Origin of the sequence: Brevundimonas sp. AJA228-03, assembly GCF_017795885.1 — a bacterium.
GTDB lineage: Bacteria > Pseudomonadota > Alphaproteobacteria > Caulobacterales > Caulobacteraceae > Brevundimonas.
Map to the genome: position 1 here is coordinate 1295808 of NZ_CP059297.1, position 13505 is coordinate 1309312.

At 68.9% G+C, this 13505-nt stretch carries 19 protein-coding genes; 18 read left to right on the forward strand and 1 reads right to left on the reverse strand.

Annotation, left to right across the window (positions count from 1 at the left end; all coding sequences use genetic code 11):
* Window positions 1-7 precede the first annotated feature (7 nt).
* From HZ989_RS06350 to HZ989_RS06375, 6 genes are all read left to right on the forward strand, one after another.
* Window positions 8-1102 carry an MBL fold metallo-hydrolase gene (locus HZ989_RS06350; protein ID WP_245162480.1) on the forward strand — a complete coding sequence of 365 codons (1095 nt, stop codon included), beginning with the start codon at window positions 8-10 and terminating at the stop codon, window positions 1100-1102.
* Window positions 1099-1875: an enoyl-CoA hydratase gene (locus HZ989_RS06355; protein WP_209322771.1), complete on the forward strand. Its 777-nt coding sequence runs from the start codon at window positions 1099-1101 to the stop codon at window positions 1873-1875. Before HZ989_RS06350 ends, HZ989_RS06355 begins: the two co-directional genes overlap by 4 nt.
* A gap of 62 nt (window positions 1876-1937) precedes the next feature.
* Entirely contained in the window at window positions 1938-2429 is a 492-nt protein-coding gene (locus HZ989_RS06360; RefSeq protein ID WP_209322772.1) for a GNAT family N-acetyltransferase, read from the forward strand.
* A 39-nt stretch (window positions 2430-2468) separates the two neighbouring features.
* Window positions 2469-3032 carry a DUF1285 domain-containing protein gene (locus tag HZ989_RS06365; RefSeq protein ID WP_209322773.1) on the forward strand — a complete coding sequence of 188 codons (564 nt, stop codon included), beginning with the start codon at window positions 2469-2471 and terminating at the stop codon, window positions 3030-3032.
* Window positions 3029-3694, forward strand: coding sequence for a CoA pyrophosphatase (locus tag HZ989_RS06370; protein ID WP_209322774.1), 666 nt, complete (start codon window positions 3029-3031; stop codon window positions 3692-3694). Before HZ989_RS06365 ends, HZ989_RS06370 begins: the two co-directional genes overlap by 4 nt.
* Complete coding sequence (locus HZ989_RS06375) at window positions 3691-4896, forward strand: CCA tRNA nucleotidyltransferase (protein WP_245162481.1); 1206 nt, start codon at window positions 3691-3693, stop codon at window positions 4894-4896. Before HZ989_RS06370 ends, HZ989_RS06375 begins: the two co-directional genes overlap by 4 nt.
* Here HZ989_RS06375 and HZ989_RS06380 read toward each other — a convergent pair.
* Window positions 4865-5824, reverse strand: a complete 960-nt coding sequence (locus tag HZ989_RS06380; protein ID WP_209322775.1) for an endonuclease/exonuclease/phosphatase family protein — start codon at window positions 5822-5824, stop codon at window positions 4865-4867. The genes HZ989_RS06375 and HZ989_RS06380 overlap by 32 nt on opposite strands.
* 84 nt (window positions 5825-5908) lie before the next feature.
* Between HZ989_RS06380 and HZ989_RS06385 the strand changes: the two genes are divergently transcribed.
* The 12 genes from HZ989_RS06385 to HZ989_RS06440 all read left to right on the forward strand — a co-directional run bounded on the left by HZ989_RS06385 (window position 5909) and on the right by HZ989_RS06440 (window position 13302).
* The gene (locus HZ989_RS06385) at window positions 5909-6370 is read left to right on the forward strand and encodes a DUF4112 domain-containing protein (RefSeq protein ID WP_209322776.1); all 462 of its coding nucleotides are present in this window, start codon (window positions 5909-5911) and stop codon (window positions 6368-6370) included.
* A 72-nt stretch (window positions 6371-6442) separates the two neighbouring features.
* Window positions 6443-7000: a sigma-70 family RNA polymerase sigma factor gene (locus HZ989_RS06390; RefSeq protein WP_209322777.1), complete on the forward strand. Its 558-nt coding sequence runs from the start codon at window positions 6443-6445 to the stop codon at window positions 6998-7000.
* Window positions 6997-7722 carry an anti-sigma factor domain-containing protein gene (locus tag HZ989_RS06395; protein WP_209322778.1) on the forward strand — a complete coding sequence of 242 codons (726 nt, stop codon included), beginning with the start codon at window positions 6997-6999 and terminating at the stop codon, window positions 7720-7722. The genes HZ989_RS06390 and HZ989_RS06395 overlap by 4 nt, the downstream gene beginning before the upstream one ends.
* 231 nt (window positions 7723-7953) lie before the next feature.
* Complete coding sequence (locus HZ989_RS15270; protein ID WP_209322779.1) at window positions 7954-9411, forward strand: DUF2793 domain-containing protein; 1458 nt, start codon at window positions 7954-7956, stop codon at window positions 9409-9411.
* A 4-nt stretch (window positions 9412-9415) separates the two neighbouring features.
* Window positions 9416-9586: a hypothetical protein gene (locus tag HZ989_RS06405; protein WP_209322780.1), complete on the forward strand. Its 171-nt coding sequence runs from the start codon at window positions 9416-9418 to the stop codon at window positions 9584-9586.
* Window positions 9579-9845 (forward strand): hypothetical protein, encoded by a 267-nt coding sequence (locus HZ989_RS06410; protein WP_209322781.1) that lies wholly within the window; start codon window positions 9579-9581, stop codon window positions 9843-9845. The genes HZ989_RS06405 and HZ989_RS06410 overlap by 8 nt, the downstream gene beginning before the upstream one ends.
* On the forward strand, window positions 9842-10225 hold the full coding sequence (locus HZ989_RS06415; protein WP_209322782.1) for a M15 family metallopeptidase: 384 nt from the start codon (window positions 9842-9844) through the stop codon (window positions 10223-10225). The genes HZ989_RS06410 and HZ989_RS06415 overlap by 4 nt, the downstream gene beginning before the upstream one ends.
* A complete protein-coding gene (locus HZ989_RS06420; RefSeq protein WP_209322783.1) occupies window positions 10222-10677 on the forward strand; it encodes a hypothetical protein in 456 nt (151 codons plus the stop codon). Before HZ989_RS06415 ends, HZ989_RS06420 begins: the two co-directional genes overlap by 4 nt.
* A gap of 28 nt (window positions 10678-10705) precedes the next feature.
* Complete coding sequence (locus HZ989_RS06425) at window positions 10706-10882, forward strand: hypothetical protein (protein WP_245162482.1); 177 nt, start codon at window positions 10706-10708, stop codon at window positions 10880-10882.
* 261 nt (window positions 10883-11143) lie between these two features.
* Complete coding sequence (locus HZ989_RS06430) at window positions 11144-11968, forward strand: flagellin (RefSeq protein WP_209322784.1); 825 nt, start codon at window positions 11144-11146, stop codon at window positions 11966-11968.
* An 80-nt stretch (window positions 11969-12048) separates the two neighbouring features.
* Window positions 12049-12333 carry a flagellar protein FlaG gene (locus tag HZ989_RS06435; protein WP_209322785.1) on the forward strand — a complete coding sequence of 95 codons (285 nt, stop codon included), beginning with the start codon at window positions 12049-12051 and terminating at the stop codon, window positions 12331-12333.
* A 138-nt stretch (window positions 12334-12471) separates the two neighbouring features.
* Entirely contained in the window at window positions 12472-13302 is an 831-nt protein-coding gene (locus tag HZ989_RS06440; RefSeq protein ID WP_209322786.1) for a flagellin, read from the forward strand.
* Window positions 13303-13505 lie beyond the last annotated feature (203 nt).

Here is a 13505-nt window from a genome sequence, read left to right on the forward strand (position 1 = left end):
GACGGACTTGGCCGACGGCGTCATCACGAGCGAAGGCGAGACCGAAACCGGCGCGACCGGTCTGCGTGGCCTCACCTATCCGCTGGGCGATCCGCCAAGGCCCGGCGAGGCTGTCCAGGCCGCACCGGGCGTCCTGTGGATGCGCCTGCCGCTGCCGATGGCGCTGAATCACATCAATGTCTATGCGATCGAGGATGGCGACGGCTGGGTGATCGTCGATACCGGACTGCAGACGCCGGACAGCGTCGAGGCGTGGGAGACGGCTCTGGCGGGTCCGCTGGGCGGCCGGCCGGTCACGCGCGTCGTCTGTACCCATATGCACCCGGATCATATCGGCCTGGCGGGCTGGCTGTGCGACCGGTTCGAAGCACCCTTGCTGATGTCGCAGCTGGAATACGTCACCGGCCGGATGCTGGCCTCCGACACGGGTCCGGCACCCGAGGACGGCGTGCGGTTCTTTCGCGCGGCGGGTTGGGCCGAGGAACGGCTGGAGCGGTATCGGCAGACCTACGGCATGTTCTCCAGGGGAGTCGCGCCCGTGCCTGCGGCCTATCGGCGGTTGAGCGCCGGCGACACCCTGTCGATCGGCGGGCAGGACTGGTCGATTGTCGTCGGCAACGGCCACAGCCCCGAGCACGTCTGCCTCTGGCGCAGGTCGGACGGGGTGTTCATCGCGGGCGACCAGATCCTGCCGCGCATTTCTTCCAACATCTCGGTCTGGCCGACGGAGCCGATGGCCGATCCGCTGGCCGACTGGTTGCGCTCGCTGGACCGGCTGGGCGACCTGCTGCTGGCGGAGACGCTCGTGCTGCCGGGCCACGGCGAACCCTTCAGCGGCGTCCTTTCGAGGATCGAGGCGCTGAAGCGGGGCCATGCCGTCTCGCTGAAGCGGCTGGCGCGGACGCTGCGGACGCCGAGCCGGGTCATCGACGTCTTCCCATCCCTGTTCGCGCGCCCGGTCGGCGACGGCCTGCTGGGCATGGCGACCGGCGAGGCGATCGCGCATCTGAATCACCTGGAAGCGCAGGGCAAGGCCCGGCGCGAGCGCGATGCGGATGGCGTCGACTGGTGGACCACTCTCGAAACGGAGCCTGAACAATGAGCGACCTGATCCAGACCACGTTTGCCGACGGCACCCTGACCGTCACCCTGAACCGGCCGGAAAAGAAGAACGCCATCACCCAGGCGATGTATGCCGCCCTGGCCGAGGCGACGCAGCGGGCGCGCAGCGACGATGCGGTCCGTGTCCTGCTGTTCCGGGCCGAGGGCGAAAGTTTCTCGGCGGGTAACGACATCGCCGACTTCATCGCCATCGGTTCGTCCGGCGGCGGTCAGGTGGTCGATGCGCCCGTGTTCCATTTCCTCAAGGCCCTGGCCGAGCTGGACAAGCCGGCGGTGGCGGCCGTGCGGGGCCGGGCCGTGGGGATCGGCCTGACTCTGCTGCTGCATTGCGACATGGTGGTGGTGGCCGAGGATGCCTTGCTGTCGGTGCCCTTCATCAACCTGGCCCTGGCCCCGGAAGCCGCGTCGTCGCTGCTGTTGCCCATGGTCATCGGCCATCAGCGGGCGTTCGAGATGTTCGCCCTGGGTGAGCCGATCGATGGACGCACGGCCCTGGCCTGGGGCATCGCCAGCCGCGCGGTGCCCGCCGCCGAGGTAGATGCGGTCGCAGCCGGCCTCGCGGCGAAGCTGGCCACCCGGGCTCCGAACTCGATCCGCAAGACCAAGCAGCTGATGCGGGACGCCGGAGCGCTCTGGTCGCTGATGCTGCGCGAAGGCGAGGCTTTCGGCTCCCAGATGTCCAGCCCCGAGGCCATGGAGGCCTTCATGGCCTTCAGCCAGAAGCGCGCGCCGGACTTTTCGAAGGTCGGCTGAACGGCGTCCCGTCACGGGTCCAAGGTTGAACCGTCGGGCCATAGGGCCTAGGTGCCCGCGCCATGTCCGCGTCCCTCGCCACCGTTCCCGTGCTCCGGATCGTTCCGGAAAGCCCCGCCGACGCCGGTGAGGTCGATCGTCTTGTGCTGGACGCCTTCGGGCCGGGCCGTTTCGCCAAGACGGCGGAGCGCATTCGTGAGAGGGCCAGGCTGGCGGCCGGCTACGTCGCGCGTGAGGACGGACGGCTGGTCGGGTCCGTGCGGCTGTGGGCGATCACGGTTGGCGGCATGGACGCGGTCTTCCTCGGGCCCATCGCGGTGGCGGCCGGGGCGCGGGACCGGGGTCTGGGTGCCGATCTGGTCGGGGCCTGTCTGGGTCAGGCGCAGAGCCTGGGCTTCGCCGGCGTGCTGCTGGTCGGCGACATGTCCTATTTCGCGCGTTTCGGGTTCGAGGTCGCGGCGGAGGTGAAACTGTCCGGGCCCGTCGATCCGAAGCGGGTGCTGTGGTTGAACATCAACGCGTCCGCGCCGCACGGTCTCGCCCTCCCGGCCTGACGCCTTTCGCCGGACGGCGACGCGGCCTAAGTCTTTCCCATGAGCGGATCGGAGACAGCGACAGGTCTGGCGGGCCTGACCCGGGCGGCGAAACAGGCCCCCGGCCGCGGCCTGCCGCCGGTTCATCTGTGGCATCCGGACCATTGCGGCGACATCGACATCGTCATCCGCGCGGACGGAACCTGGATGCACGAGGGCTCGCCGATCGGGCGGGCCGAGCTGGTGCGCCTGTTCTCGACCATCCTGAGACTGGATCCGGACGGCTATCACCTGGTCACGCCGGGCGAGAAGCTGAAGATCACGGTGGAGGACCTGCCGTTCCGGGCCGTGACGATGGAGCGCGAGGGGGACGATCTGGTGTTCACCACCGACGTCGGAGACGTCGTGCGGGCCGGGCCGGAGCATGCGATCGCGGTCGAGACGGACCCAGTGACCGGCGAGCCTTCGCCACGTCTGCACGTGCGGCGCGGGCTGGAGGCCCGGATCGCGCGGACGGTCTTCTATGATCTTGTGGCGCTGGCCGAGGTGCGCGACGGGCAGTGGATGGTGGCGTCCGGCGGGGCATGGTTCGCCCTGGGGCCGCCGGGCGCGGGCGTGACATGAGCCTGACGTCCCTGAAAACGCGGCTGACCGACGGCCTGTCATCGCCGGACAGGTGGCGGGCTGATGCGCGTCCCGCCCGGTCGGACTTCGACCTGAACCCTGGCGCGTCGCGCTGGGTGGAAGGACCGCTGAAGCCGGCGGCGGTACTGATTCCCGTTCTGGCGACGCGCGACGGCGCATCGGTGCTGCTGACGCGACGCGCAGACAGCCTGGCGCGGCACACGGGGCAGATCGCCTTTCCCGGCGGTCGGCTGGACACGGGTGAGACGGCGGTCGAAGCCGCACTGCGCGAGGCGCGCGAGGAGGTCGATCTGGACCCCGGGCTGGTCCAGGTTCTGGGTCTGTCGGACCCCTATGAGACGGGGACCGGCTATCTGGTGACGCCCGTCGTCGGCTGGATCGAGTCCGAGCCCGCGCTGACGGCCTCGCCCGACGAGGTGGCCGAGATCTTCCGGACGCCGTGGGACTTCCTGATGGACCCGGCCAATCACAGCCGCGACCATCTGGAGGCGACGGACGGGGTGCGCCGCTGGTTCTGGGCCATGACCTGGCAGGATCGCTATATCTGGGGGGCGACGGCCGGGATCATCCGGGGTCTGCGCGCGCGCCTGTATGGCGATGAAGACGACGTGGCGGATGCCGTGGCCGAGGACGCGGCGTGACCCGGCTGGAAGGACAGGACTGGCTGACGTCGTCCGCCACCATGGCCGTCATGGATGCGCTGGAGGCCGCGGGTGGGCCGGACTGCGCGCGCTTCGTGGGCGGCTGTATCCGCAATGCTCTGGTCGGGCGGCCGGTCGACGACATCGACATCGCCACGCGGCTGAAGCCCGGGGACGCGATGGCGGCGCTCCAGGCGGCCGGGCTGAAGGTCGTGCCGACGGGGCTGGCGCACGGCACGGTGACGGCGGTGTCGGAGCGTCGACCCTATGAGATCACGACCCTGCGCCGCGACGTGGAGACGGACGGGCGACGGGCGGTGGTCGCCTTCACCGACGACTGGGCCGAGGATGCGGCGCGTCGGGATTTCCGGCTGAACGCCCTCTATGCTGATCGCAGTGGCACGATCTTCGATCCGAGCGGGCAGGGGGTCGCGGATGCCCTGGCGGGGCGGGTCGTGTTCGTCGGCGATCCAGCCCGGCGGATCGAGGAAGACTATCTGCGCATCCTGCGCTTCTTTCGCTTCTACGCCTGGTACGGCCGGGCCGAGGCGGACTCGCATGGACTGGCCGCCTGCGCCGCCCATGCGGAGGGGCTGACACGCCTGTCGGCCGAGCGGGTGTCGAAGGAACTGCTCAAGCTCCTGGCCGCGCCCGATCCGAGGCCGGCCGTTTTGGCGATGCGGAGCGCCGGCGTGCTGCAGCGGCTGGTTCCGGCCGTGGCGTCGTCTTCCGCGTTCGAGGCCATGGTCGATCTCAGCGACGATCCCGTTCTGCGCCTGTCGACCCTGCTGCCGGACGAGCCGCCCGTGGCGGTGGCTGCCGCGCAGGCCTTGCGGCTTCCTCGCGCGGCGGAGGGGCGGCTGGGCGATGCCGCCCGGGGGCCCCTCGACCCGGCGACACCACACGCGACCTTGCGTGGCCTCACCTATCGGCTGGGACGTCAGGCCGTGCTTGACCGGCTGATGCGCGGGCTGGCCGAGGCGGCCGGGCTGGGGGATCGATCCGCTCTGGCCATCGTCGCCGACTGGCCTGTACCCCGGATGCCCGTTGGCGGGCGCGACCTGGCCAGGCTCGGCGTCGAGCCGGGGCCGGATACGGGCCTGATCCTGAAGGCCTTCGAGGACGAATGGGTGGCGGCGGATTTCCCCGCGACCGGTCACGCCGAACGGCTCAGCCGGCTGGTGGCGGCACGGCGCGGGTGAAGCGGATGACCACGGCCCGGTGATCCGATCCGTTCCGGCGACCCAGGCGGCGGTCGAGCAGGGCGAGGTCAGGCGAGCGATAGACCTGGTCGATGGTCAGGGTGGCGGCCGCGGGCAGGGCGCTGTGCCAGGTCCCGGGCCAGCCGGGGGCGGGGATCAAATCGGTTTCGGCCTGGATCTGGCGGCCGATGCGCGCGCTGGAGACGCTGTTGAAATCCCCCGCCACGATCATCGGGCCGGGAAAGGCGGCCCGCCACTTCGAGAGGCCTTGCGCCTGGATGATCTGGCCCCACTGGAATTGGTAGGGCCACGGGCGGGTCAGGTGGACGCCCACCACGGTGATCGGCCCCAGCGGGGTTTGGGCCACAACACCTGCGGCATCCAGTTGCTCGGCGAAGGTGTCCACCGGTCGGATCGGGAAGCGCGAGGCGAAGACATAGCGCGACGGGCCCCTTCGGCCCGCGTTGGCCCTGCCGATGACCCTGTGTGGATAGGCGCCGATGATGCGGTCGAGACCCGCGACGAGGGGCTCGCCGACCTCCACCAACACGACGATGTCGGCGTCCGCCGCCTGAACCGATCGGGCGACGGCCGCGACGTCCTGGTTCTCGACCCAGACATTGGCGGAATAGAGCGAGACGACGGGCGCGCCGGCCCGGGCTTCGCCGGTCGGCGGAAACCACTGGGGCCAGCCGGCGATCAGCAGGATCAGGACCGTCGCCATGGCTGCGCCCAGCGCCACGCGCAGCCTCAGGGCCAGGCTGACGAGGGCGACCAGCGCAGCGGCGAAGATCGCCGGGCCGACGAACTGGGCCAGAATGTCGACCCACCGATGGCCGATACCGCTCAGGGCGGCCAGGCCGATGGTCAGCGGCGGCCCCAGCAGAAGCAGCAAGGCACCAGTCAGGATCAGTCGGACGCGTGCCACGGGCGGCCTTTTGCGAAGACACTTGCGTTCCGGGGTGAACGCGGGTCGTTGTTCTGCGTTGACCACTCGCTTCGGGAGGGCGGAATGGCGAAACGGTCGGTCGGGGATATCGAGAAGATCTGGTCCAATGTCGAGGGCGTCAAGAAGCTGTCCGACCGTGTCGTCGGCCTCGGTCCCTTCGGCATCGGGATGGACGGCCTTCTGACCTGGGTTCCTTTCGTGGGGGACGCCTATACCGTCGGGGCAGGCGGCTGGCTGATGATCCAGGCCGTACGTGCCCGCGCATCGGCCGCGACCATGGCCCGGATGGCGGCCTATCTGCTCAGCGACACCGCGACGGCGGTGGTGCCGTTCGCGGGCGCGGTCGTGGATACGCTGTTTCCGGCACACCTGCTGGCGGCCAGGGCGCTGCAGAAGGATATCGAGACCACCCACTGGGTCGAGGCGAATGAGCGCGAGGCCAGGGCGTCGGGTGAACACGACCGCCATGTCGCGACGATGCGAGCCGATCCGAAGAAGCGGCGAATTGTCTATCTGCATGATTAGGCGGGACGCCGCGCTTGACGCCCCGGTCTCCAACGGCCCTATTCGCGTCGGCTGTGGCTTTCGGACGGTTCCATGAATGCGATGCTCACGCGCGATGAACTGGCCCTTGCCCTCGGCCGGGCGGGCGAAGGGGATCGGCGCGCCTTCAAAATCGTCTATGAGGCGACCTCTGCGAAGCTGCTGGGTGTCTGCCTGCGTATCCTGGCGGACCGCCAGTTGGCCGAGGACGTCTTGCAGGACACCTACCTTGCCGTGTGGAAGAAGGCCTCGACCTTCGACGCGACGCGCGCCAGTCCGATCACCTGGCTGGTGACCATCGCCCGCAACCGCTCGATAGACCGGCTGCGCTCGGGCGCCCCGATGCGGCGGTCGATACCGGTCGAGGATGCGCACGACCTGGCCGATGCGGCACCGCTGGCTTCGGACGTGATCGAGACGACCGACGAGGTCGGACGGCTGAACACCTGCCTGGAGACATTGGAAGACAAGGTCCGCACAGCGATCCGCACCGCCTTTATGGAAGGCGTCACCTATGATGCCCTGGCCAGCAGGGAGAACGTGCCGCCGGGGACGATGAAGAGCTGGATTCGCCGGGGGCTGCTGAGGCTGAGGAGCTGCCTCGAGACATGACCGACACACCCATCGATCCCGCCGACCAAGACCGCGCCCTGGCCGGCGAGCTCGTCCTGCGCGTTCTGTCCGCCGAAGAGGAACAGGCCGCACGGGCGCGCGAGCGGTCCGACCCCGCCTTCGCCGCCGAGGTCGAGGCCTGGAACCAGCACCTGGCCACCTTCGCCGACGAGATCACGCCCGTGACGCCATCGTCGGGAGTCTGGCCGCGCGTGGAGGCGGCCATCCAGCCGGTCGCCAATGACAATGGCCGCGTCGCCTTCTGGCGGACCTGGGCCGTGGCCTCGACCGCCCTGCTGGCGGCGAGTGTCGCCGGCGTCGCCATCCTGCTGGCGCGACCCGAGCCCGCGCCGATCGCCCCGTCCGCGCCGGAAGGCGGCGTGACCCGGGTGGCGACCTTGTCCCTGACCGACGGCGGCGCGCCGGCGGTGGCGCTGGCCTATGACACGGCGACCGGAAAGCTGTTCATCGCCCCCACGACCGCGCTCAGCCGGGGGACGGGCGTACCGCATCTGTGGCTGGTCAAACCCGAGGGTGGCGTCCAGCTGGTCGGGGCCATCGACGGCTCGGCCACCAGCCGCCGGACCCTGACGGCGCTTCTGGCCGACGAGGCCGGGCAGGCCAGGGCCGTGGCGATTTCGCTGGAGGCACCGGGCCATACCCCTGGGGCCGATGCGCCCGACGGCCCGGTCGTGGCGACGGGCGAGTTGCAGCCGCTCTGACGGCATCCACGCCGCTGGCGTATGTGTCGCTGACCGTGACCGGCCCGTTTCGGTGTCGCCTCGAGCCTGACCGCCGCGATCCGGTTCGATGTCCGCGACGTCCGGGCCAATTGTCCGCGTTCGCTCTGAAAAGCCGCGCATTTTCAATCGGCGGTCGGTTTAATGCAGGCCTGAACGCGCCCGGTATCGGGGCTGAACGACACTGAACTCCGTCCTTCAACGGAGATTTCGATGCCTTCCAGCCAGAGTGCCCGCCTGAACCTGCCCTATGTCGCGGCGGGCCAGCTTCAGAAACACGTCACCGTCAACGAGGCCCTGACCCGGCTCGACGGGCTGATCCAGACCGCCGTGATCAGCCGCACGGTCGCGGTCCAGCCCGCCGATGCGGAGGATGGCGACCTCTATATCCTCCCGAGCGCGCCAGCCGGTGCGGTCTGGTCGACGTGGCGTGCGGGTGATCTGGTCCGGGCCGAGTTCGGGGGGTGGACCCGCGTGCCGGTCCCGGTCGGGATGATCGCGGTCGTCCTGGATGAGGGCCAGCTGGTGGTCCGCGGCGGCGCGGGCTGGTCGGCTCCCACGCTGTCCGGCGGCGCGATCCAGCGCCTGACGCGCCTGGGGCTGAATACGACGGCCGACGCCGCCAATCCTCTGGCCGCGCGGATCAACAGCGCCCTGTTCACCGCGCGACCGGTGGCGGAGGGCGGCACAGGCGCGCTGCGACTGGTCCTGAACAAGGACGCGGCCCCGGACGTGATGTCGATCCTGTTCCAGCGCGGCTACTCCGGACGCGCCGAACTGGGCCTGGTCGGCGACGAAGACCTCAGCCTGAAGGTCAGTGCCGACGGATCGACCTGGCGCGAGGCGTTCCGTGTCGATCCCGATAACGGGCGGGTCGCCTTTCCGGCGGGCGCGATGCGGGTCGAGGCCAGCCTCCTCACCCGTTCATTCAGCTACACGCCGCCGGCCTGGGCGCGAATGCTGACGATCACGGCTGTCGGCGGCGGAGGCGGTGGAGGGACCGGAGCGTTCGCGACCTCGGGCGACCGGTTCGGCGGCGGGGGTGGCGGGGGCAGTGGTCTCAGCGTCCTTCGGTGCAGCACGGCGGATTTGCCCGGCAGTCTGGCGGTGACCATCGGCGCGGGTGGAGCAGGCGGTGCGGACGGTCAGGCGACGACCGTCTCGGCTTCGAGCCTGGTCATCCTGACCGCGCGCGGTGGCGGAGCGGGCGTCCCGGGCGCAGCCGGCGGGGGCGGGGGACAGCGGGGTCCCGGACTGATCGCGTCGAACGCCGGGGGCGCATCCTCGACCACCGGCGCGGCGCAGGCGGGCCAGGGCCTGTCCGGGCCCGGAGCCCCGGGCGGCGGCGGCGGTGGTGGTGCCCTCAATGCCGCCGGGACGGTCCGGGCATCGGGCGCGGGCGGAGACGGTGCGGCGCTTCTGAAGCCGTCGCCCGGTGGGGCCGCCGCGAGCGGTGCGGGTGCCTCGGGCAGCGCGGCGGCCACGCCGGCCCTCGCCCTTGGCGGTGGAGGGGGCGGGGGCGGCGCGGCCTCGGCCTCGGCAGCGGGATTCGCAGGCGGAAACGGCGGGACGTTCGGCAGCGGCGGTGGGGGCGGCGGCGCGGGGGCCACGGCCGGCGGCATGGGCGGATCGGGTGCGGCCGGGGTCGTGCTGATCCTGGCCGAGGGGTGAGGATATGGGCCGCCCCCAAACCCCCGAGCCGGATGAACCGGATGAGCCGGACGTGCTCGACGCCGAGGCGTGGGATCTGCCGCGCCGCATGACCCGTCTTGAGGGCGCGCTGGCCGCCGGTCCGGACTGGCGCTGGACCCAACCCCATTTTGAAAAGGACGAACACGATGAGTGAACCCGAACGACCGCCCCTGGCCGAGGGCCAGTGGTTGTGGCGCCGGCTGTATGTCTTTCTGGCCAGTTGCGCGCTGTGGCGGCTGCTGGCGGACGCGGTCGCCCGGACCGAACCCCGGGCCCTGCCCGCCGTGGCCAGCGGGCTGATGACCCTCCTGGCCCTGATGCTGGTCCTCTATCTGGTCGCTCCGACGGCTCAGCAGCTGGTGGTGCTGATGGCCAATCTGCGCATCCGTCTGACGCAGGGTGGCGCACGATGAGCTTTCGACTGTCGAGCCGGTCGCATGCGCGGCTGAAGGGGGTTCATCCGGCCCTGGTCGGTATCGTCGAGGCGGCGATCCGGACCAGCCCGATCGACTTCATGGTGACCGAGGGACTGCGCAGCCCGGCGCGGCAGGCGGCCCTGCTCAAGGCCGGGGCCAGCCGGACGCTGAACTCGCGCCACATCACCGGCCACGCGGTCGATCTGGCGGCGGTGGTCGAGGGCCAGATCCGCTGGGACTGGCCGCTGTATCCGCGCCTCGCGGCGCATATCAAGGCGACCGCCATGGCCAGGGGCGTAGCCATCGTTTGGGGCGGCGACTGGCCGCGCCTGCGCGACGGTCCGCATTTCGAGTTGGATCGGAAGGTGTTTCCATGACCGCGAAGCTTCTGACCTCGGCGCTGAGAACGCTGACCCCGCTCGGGCTGATCGCCGGGATCGTGGCCACCGTCGCGGCGCTCGGCCTGGTCCTGGGCGGGCTCGGCTTTCGCTGGGATCCGCTCGACCTGTCTCGTCGACGCGCCGAAGCGTCCGAGGCCGCCGCCGCGCGGGCCCGGGTCGACGCCGATGCGCGCTCCGCAGAGGCAGAGGGTCAGGCCGGTCAGGTCGCTCGCCTCGATGCCTCCCTTCGGACCGCGCGGTCGCTGGATCGCGCCACGACCCTAGCCATTCAGGATGCGAGAACCGCCGATGATGCCGACCATCCCCTTTCGAACGATCGCGCTGCTCGCCTGCGCGACCATGATCACGAGCTGTGCCGGATCGCGCCCGACCTCGTCGGTTGCGCCGCCGCGCCTGACCCTGCCGCAGCTGGCGAGCCGACCGTGTGACCTTTACCGGCTGCCCGATGATCCCGGCGTGGCCGATCTCGACGTCGGCTATATGACGCGGGGCCGCCAGATCGTCGAATGCGATCTGGCCCGGCGAATGGCAGTCGAGACATTGCTGGCCGAGCGCGAGGCCATCGACAGGTCGCGCGCCAGGCCGAGGTCATCGTTCCGGGTTCGGGCCTTCGGGCGAGAGGGGTCGCCCTGAGGCACCCTGTCCTGCATCGGCGTGCAGCGGTCACCCGGCAAATCCTGCCTGGCACCCGGCATTTCCTGCCGCTGGAGGTCAATTGCGGCACATATTGCCGGGTCACGACCATGGTTAAGGCAACCTAACGCAGGTTTTTCAGACACTTGGCCTTGATGCGATTTTCACATTCCTGGCCCGACGATTGCTTCTGAAAGCCTGAGCAAAATGCTCCCGACGGTCAAAACGACGGTCGGACACCTTGAAAAAAGGCTTTTCGTCATGCCGATAAACAGCGTGAACACGAACTCGGGCGCCTACACCGCCCTCCAGAATCTGAACGCCACGAACCGCGACCTGGATATCTCCCAGAACCGGATCAACACTGGCAAGAAGGTCAACAACGCCAAAGACAACGGCGCCATCTGGGCTATCGCCCAGCAGCAGCGCTCTGAAGTCACCGCCCTGAATACCGTAAGGGAAAGTCTGGCGCGGGGGTCTTCGGCCGTCGACGTCGGCCTCGCTGCCGGCGAGTCGATCTCTGACCTCCTGGTCCAGATGAAGGACAAGGCCCTGGCTGCGACCGACAGTTCGCTGAACACGGCTTCGCGTGCCGCCCTGAACGAGGATTACAAGGCACTCCGCGATCAGATCACCACCGTGGTCACCAACGCGTCGTTCAACGGCCTGAACATGCTGAACGCCACGACCGGCTTCAGCGCCCTGTCCAACTCGACGGGCACCGCCCTGCGCGTCAAGGGTGAAATCCTGTCGCTGAACGGTGGCAATGTGACCGTGACCGCGACCTCCAGTATCGGCACCCGGACCCTGGCCACCGCGCAACTGACCGCGGTTAACACCTCGATCAACAATGTCTCCTCTGCCCTGGCGCGCCTGGGCACGGGCGCCAAAGCGTACGACACCCACTCGACGTTCATCACCAAGCTGTCTGACGCCCTGGAGAACGGCGTTGGCAACCTGGTCGATGCGGATCTGGCGAAGGAAAGCGCACGACTGCAGTCGCTGCAAACCAAGCAACAGCTGGGTGTGCAGGCTCTGTCGATCGCTAACCAATCGTCCGGGACCCTGCTCGGCCTGTTCAGATAACAAACCGGCGGAAGGGCGGGGCATTGTGCCCCGTCCGACCGCTCTTTCAGGAGCCGCCGGCCTTACCGGCGTGAGGAGCCATGGAAACGAATGCGAAGCTGACCGTCGTCCCCACCGTCGTCGCCGCCCCGTCGTCAACGACGCCAGGCGGAGACTTCCAACAGGAACGCGCCGCGGATGATGCCATAAGGACTGCGCGGTACCGCCTGATCATCGAGGAAGGCTCCACCAAGGGGAGCTTTGTCTACAAGACCATGGACAGCGAGACCGGAAAGGTCGTGCGCCAGTTCCCTCGGGAACAGGTGATGAAGATGTCCGAAAGCGGCGGCTATACGGCCGGTGGGCTGATCGACACCAGCGCCTGATTTTCGGGCGTCAGAAAAAGACAATCCAACCGCGCGGGCCCGCCCGACGCGGGCGATATCCGTTGCGAAACGCCGTTAACCATACGCTCACAGTTCTCGCATTAGCCTTGCGGCCAACATCCCGGGGCAAGAAGACCTATGAGCAACAGCGTTCACACCAATGCCGCAGCCGCCACCGCGCTGCAGAACCTGTCTCGCACCAACGACAACCTGACCAGCGTGCAGAACCGCGTGTCCACGGGGTTGAGAGTCCAGGGTGCCAAGGACAACTCCGCCATCTGGGCCATTGCCCAGAGCCAGCGCGCCGATATCGGGGCGCTTGCGGCCGTGAAGCAGAGCCTGGATCGCGCCACCTCGATCGCCGATGTCGCCCTCTCGGCCGGCGAGTCGATCTCGGACCTTCTGAACCAGATGAAGGAAAAGGTCGTCGCGGCCAAGGACGTTTCGCTCAGCACCCAGTCTCGGTCCTTGCTGAACTCGGACTTCAAGGCCCTGCTGCGCGCGATCAGCTCGGCCGTCGAAAACGCTTCCTTCGATGGCGGCAACATCCTGAATGGCGTGCTGACCAACGGAATCAAATTCCTGGCCAATGCCGACGCGACGTCCTTCGTCACGCTGTCAGGCAAGAACCTGACGCTGTCGGGGTCGATCATCTCGCTGGGGCTGGCCGACAGCCTGCTGACGCTCACGGGCGCGACCACGGCCCTCACCAAGCTGGACAACTCCATCAACACGCTGAACTCGGCGATGGGCGACCTCGGGTCCCAGGCCAAGCAGATCACGGCGCACAGCACCTTCGTGACCAAGCTCAGCGATACGGTGGAGAGCGGAATCGGCAATCTGGTGGACGCCGATCTGGCCAAGGAAAGCGCGCGCCTGCAGGCCCTGCAGGTTCAGCAACAGCTCGGTGTGCAGGCCCTGTCGATCGCCAACCAGGCGCCGCAGATCATCCTGTCGCTGTTCCAGTAGATCTCAGCCGAATCGTCGGCTCCCCTGGCCGATGACGACACGGGCCGGGCGACGCCGAGGCATATTGGCCCGTTCGCCGAAGCCGTACAGCGCAAGCAGGGACTGAATAAGCGACTTCGGAAAGATCATCGTCTTGCTCCTGTCTGGCAGGACCAAAACACGATTCGCAAATCTTCGTTCCTGACCCGGACGTTAATGGCCCG

Coding starts and splice junctions, on each gene's coding strand:
- HZ989_RS06355 (WP_209322771.1), top strand. CDS start 1,099: ATGAGCGACCTGATCCAGACCACGTTTGCCGACGGCACCCTGACCGTC.
- HZ989_RS06360 (WP_209322772.1), top strand. CDS start 1,938: ATGTCCGCGTCCCTCGCCACCGTTCCCGTGCTCCGGATCGTTCCGGAA.
- HZ989_RS06365 (WP_209322773.1), top strand. CDS start 2,469: ATGAGCGGATCGGAGACAGCGACAGGTCTGGCGGGCCTGACCCGGGCG.
- HZ989_RS06370 (WP_209322774.1), top strand. CDS start 3,029: ATGAGCCTGACGTCCCTGAAAACGCGGCTGACCGACGGCCTGTCATCG.
- HZ989_RS06385 (WP_209322776.1), top strand. CDS start 5,909: ATGGCGAAACGGTCGGTCGGGGATATCGAGAAGATCTGGTCCAATGTC.
- HZ989_RS06390 (WP_209322777.1), top strand. CDS start 6,443: ATGAATGCGATGCTCACGCGCGATGAACTGGCCCTTGCCCTCGGCCGG.
- HZ989_RS06395 (WP_209322778.1), top strand. CDS start 6,997: ATGACCGACACACCCATCGATCCCGCCGACCAAGACCGCGCCCTGGCC.
- HZ989_RS15270 (WP_209322779.1), top strand. CDS start 7,954: ATGCCTTCCAGCCAGAGTGCCCGCCTGAACCTGCCCTATGTCGCGGCG.
- HZ989_RS06405 (WP_209322780.1), top strand. CDS start 9,416: ATGGGCCGCCCCCAAACCCCCGAGCCGGATGAACCGGATGAGCCGGAC.
- HZ989_RS06410 (WP_209322781.1), top strand. CDS start 9,579: ATGAGTGAACCCGAACGACCGCCCCTGGCCGAGGGCCAGTGGTTGTGG.
- HZ989_RS06415 (WP_209322782.1), top strand. CDS start 9,842: ATGAGCTTTCGACTGTCGAGCCGGTCGCATGCGCGGCTGAAGGGGGTT.
- HZ989_RS06420 (WP_209322783.1), top strand. CDS start 10,222: ATGACCGCGAAGCTTCTGACCTCGGCGCTGAGAACGCTGACCCCGCTC.
- HZ989_RS06430 (WP_209322784.1), top strand. CDS start 11,144: ATGCCGATAAACAGCGTGAACACGAACTCGGGCGCCTACACCGCCCTC.
- HZ989_RS06435 (WP_209322785.1), top strand. CDS start 12,049: ATGGAAACGAATGCGAAGCTGACCGTCGTCCCCACCGTCGTCGCCGCC.
- HZ989_RS06440 (WP_209322786.1), top strand. CDS start 12,472: ATGAGCAACAGCGTTCACACCAATGCCGCAGCCGCCACCGCGCTGCAG.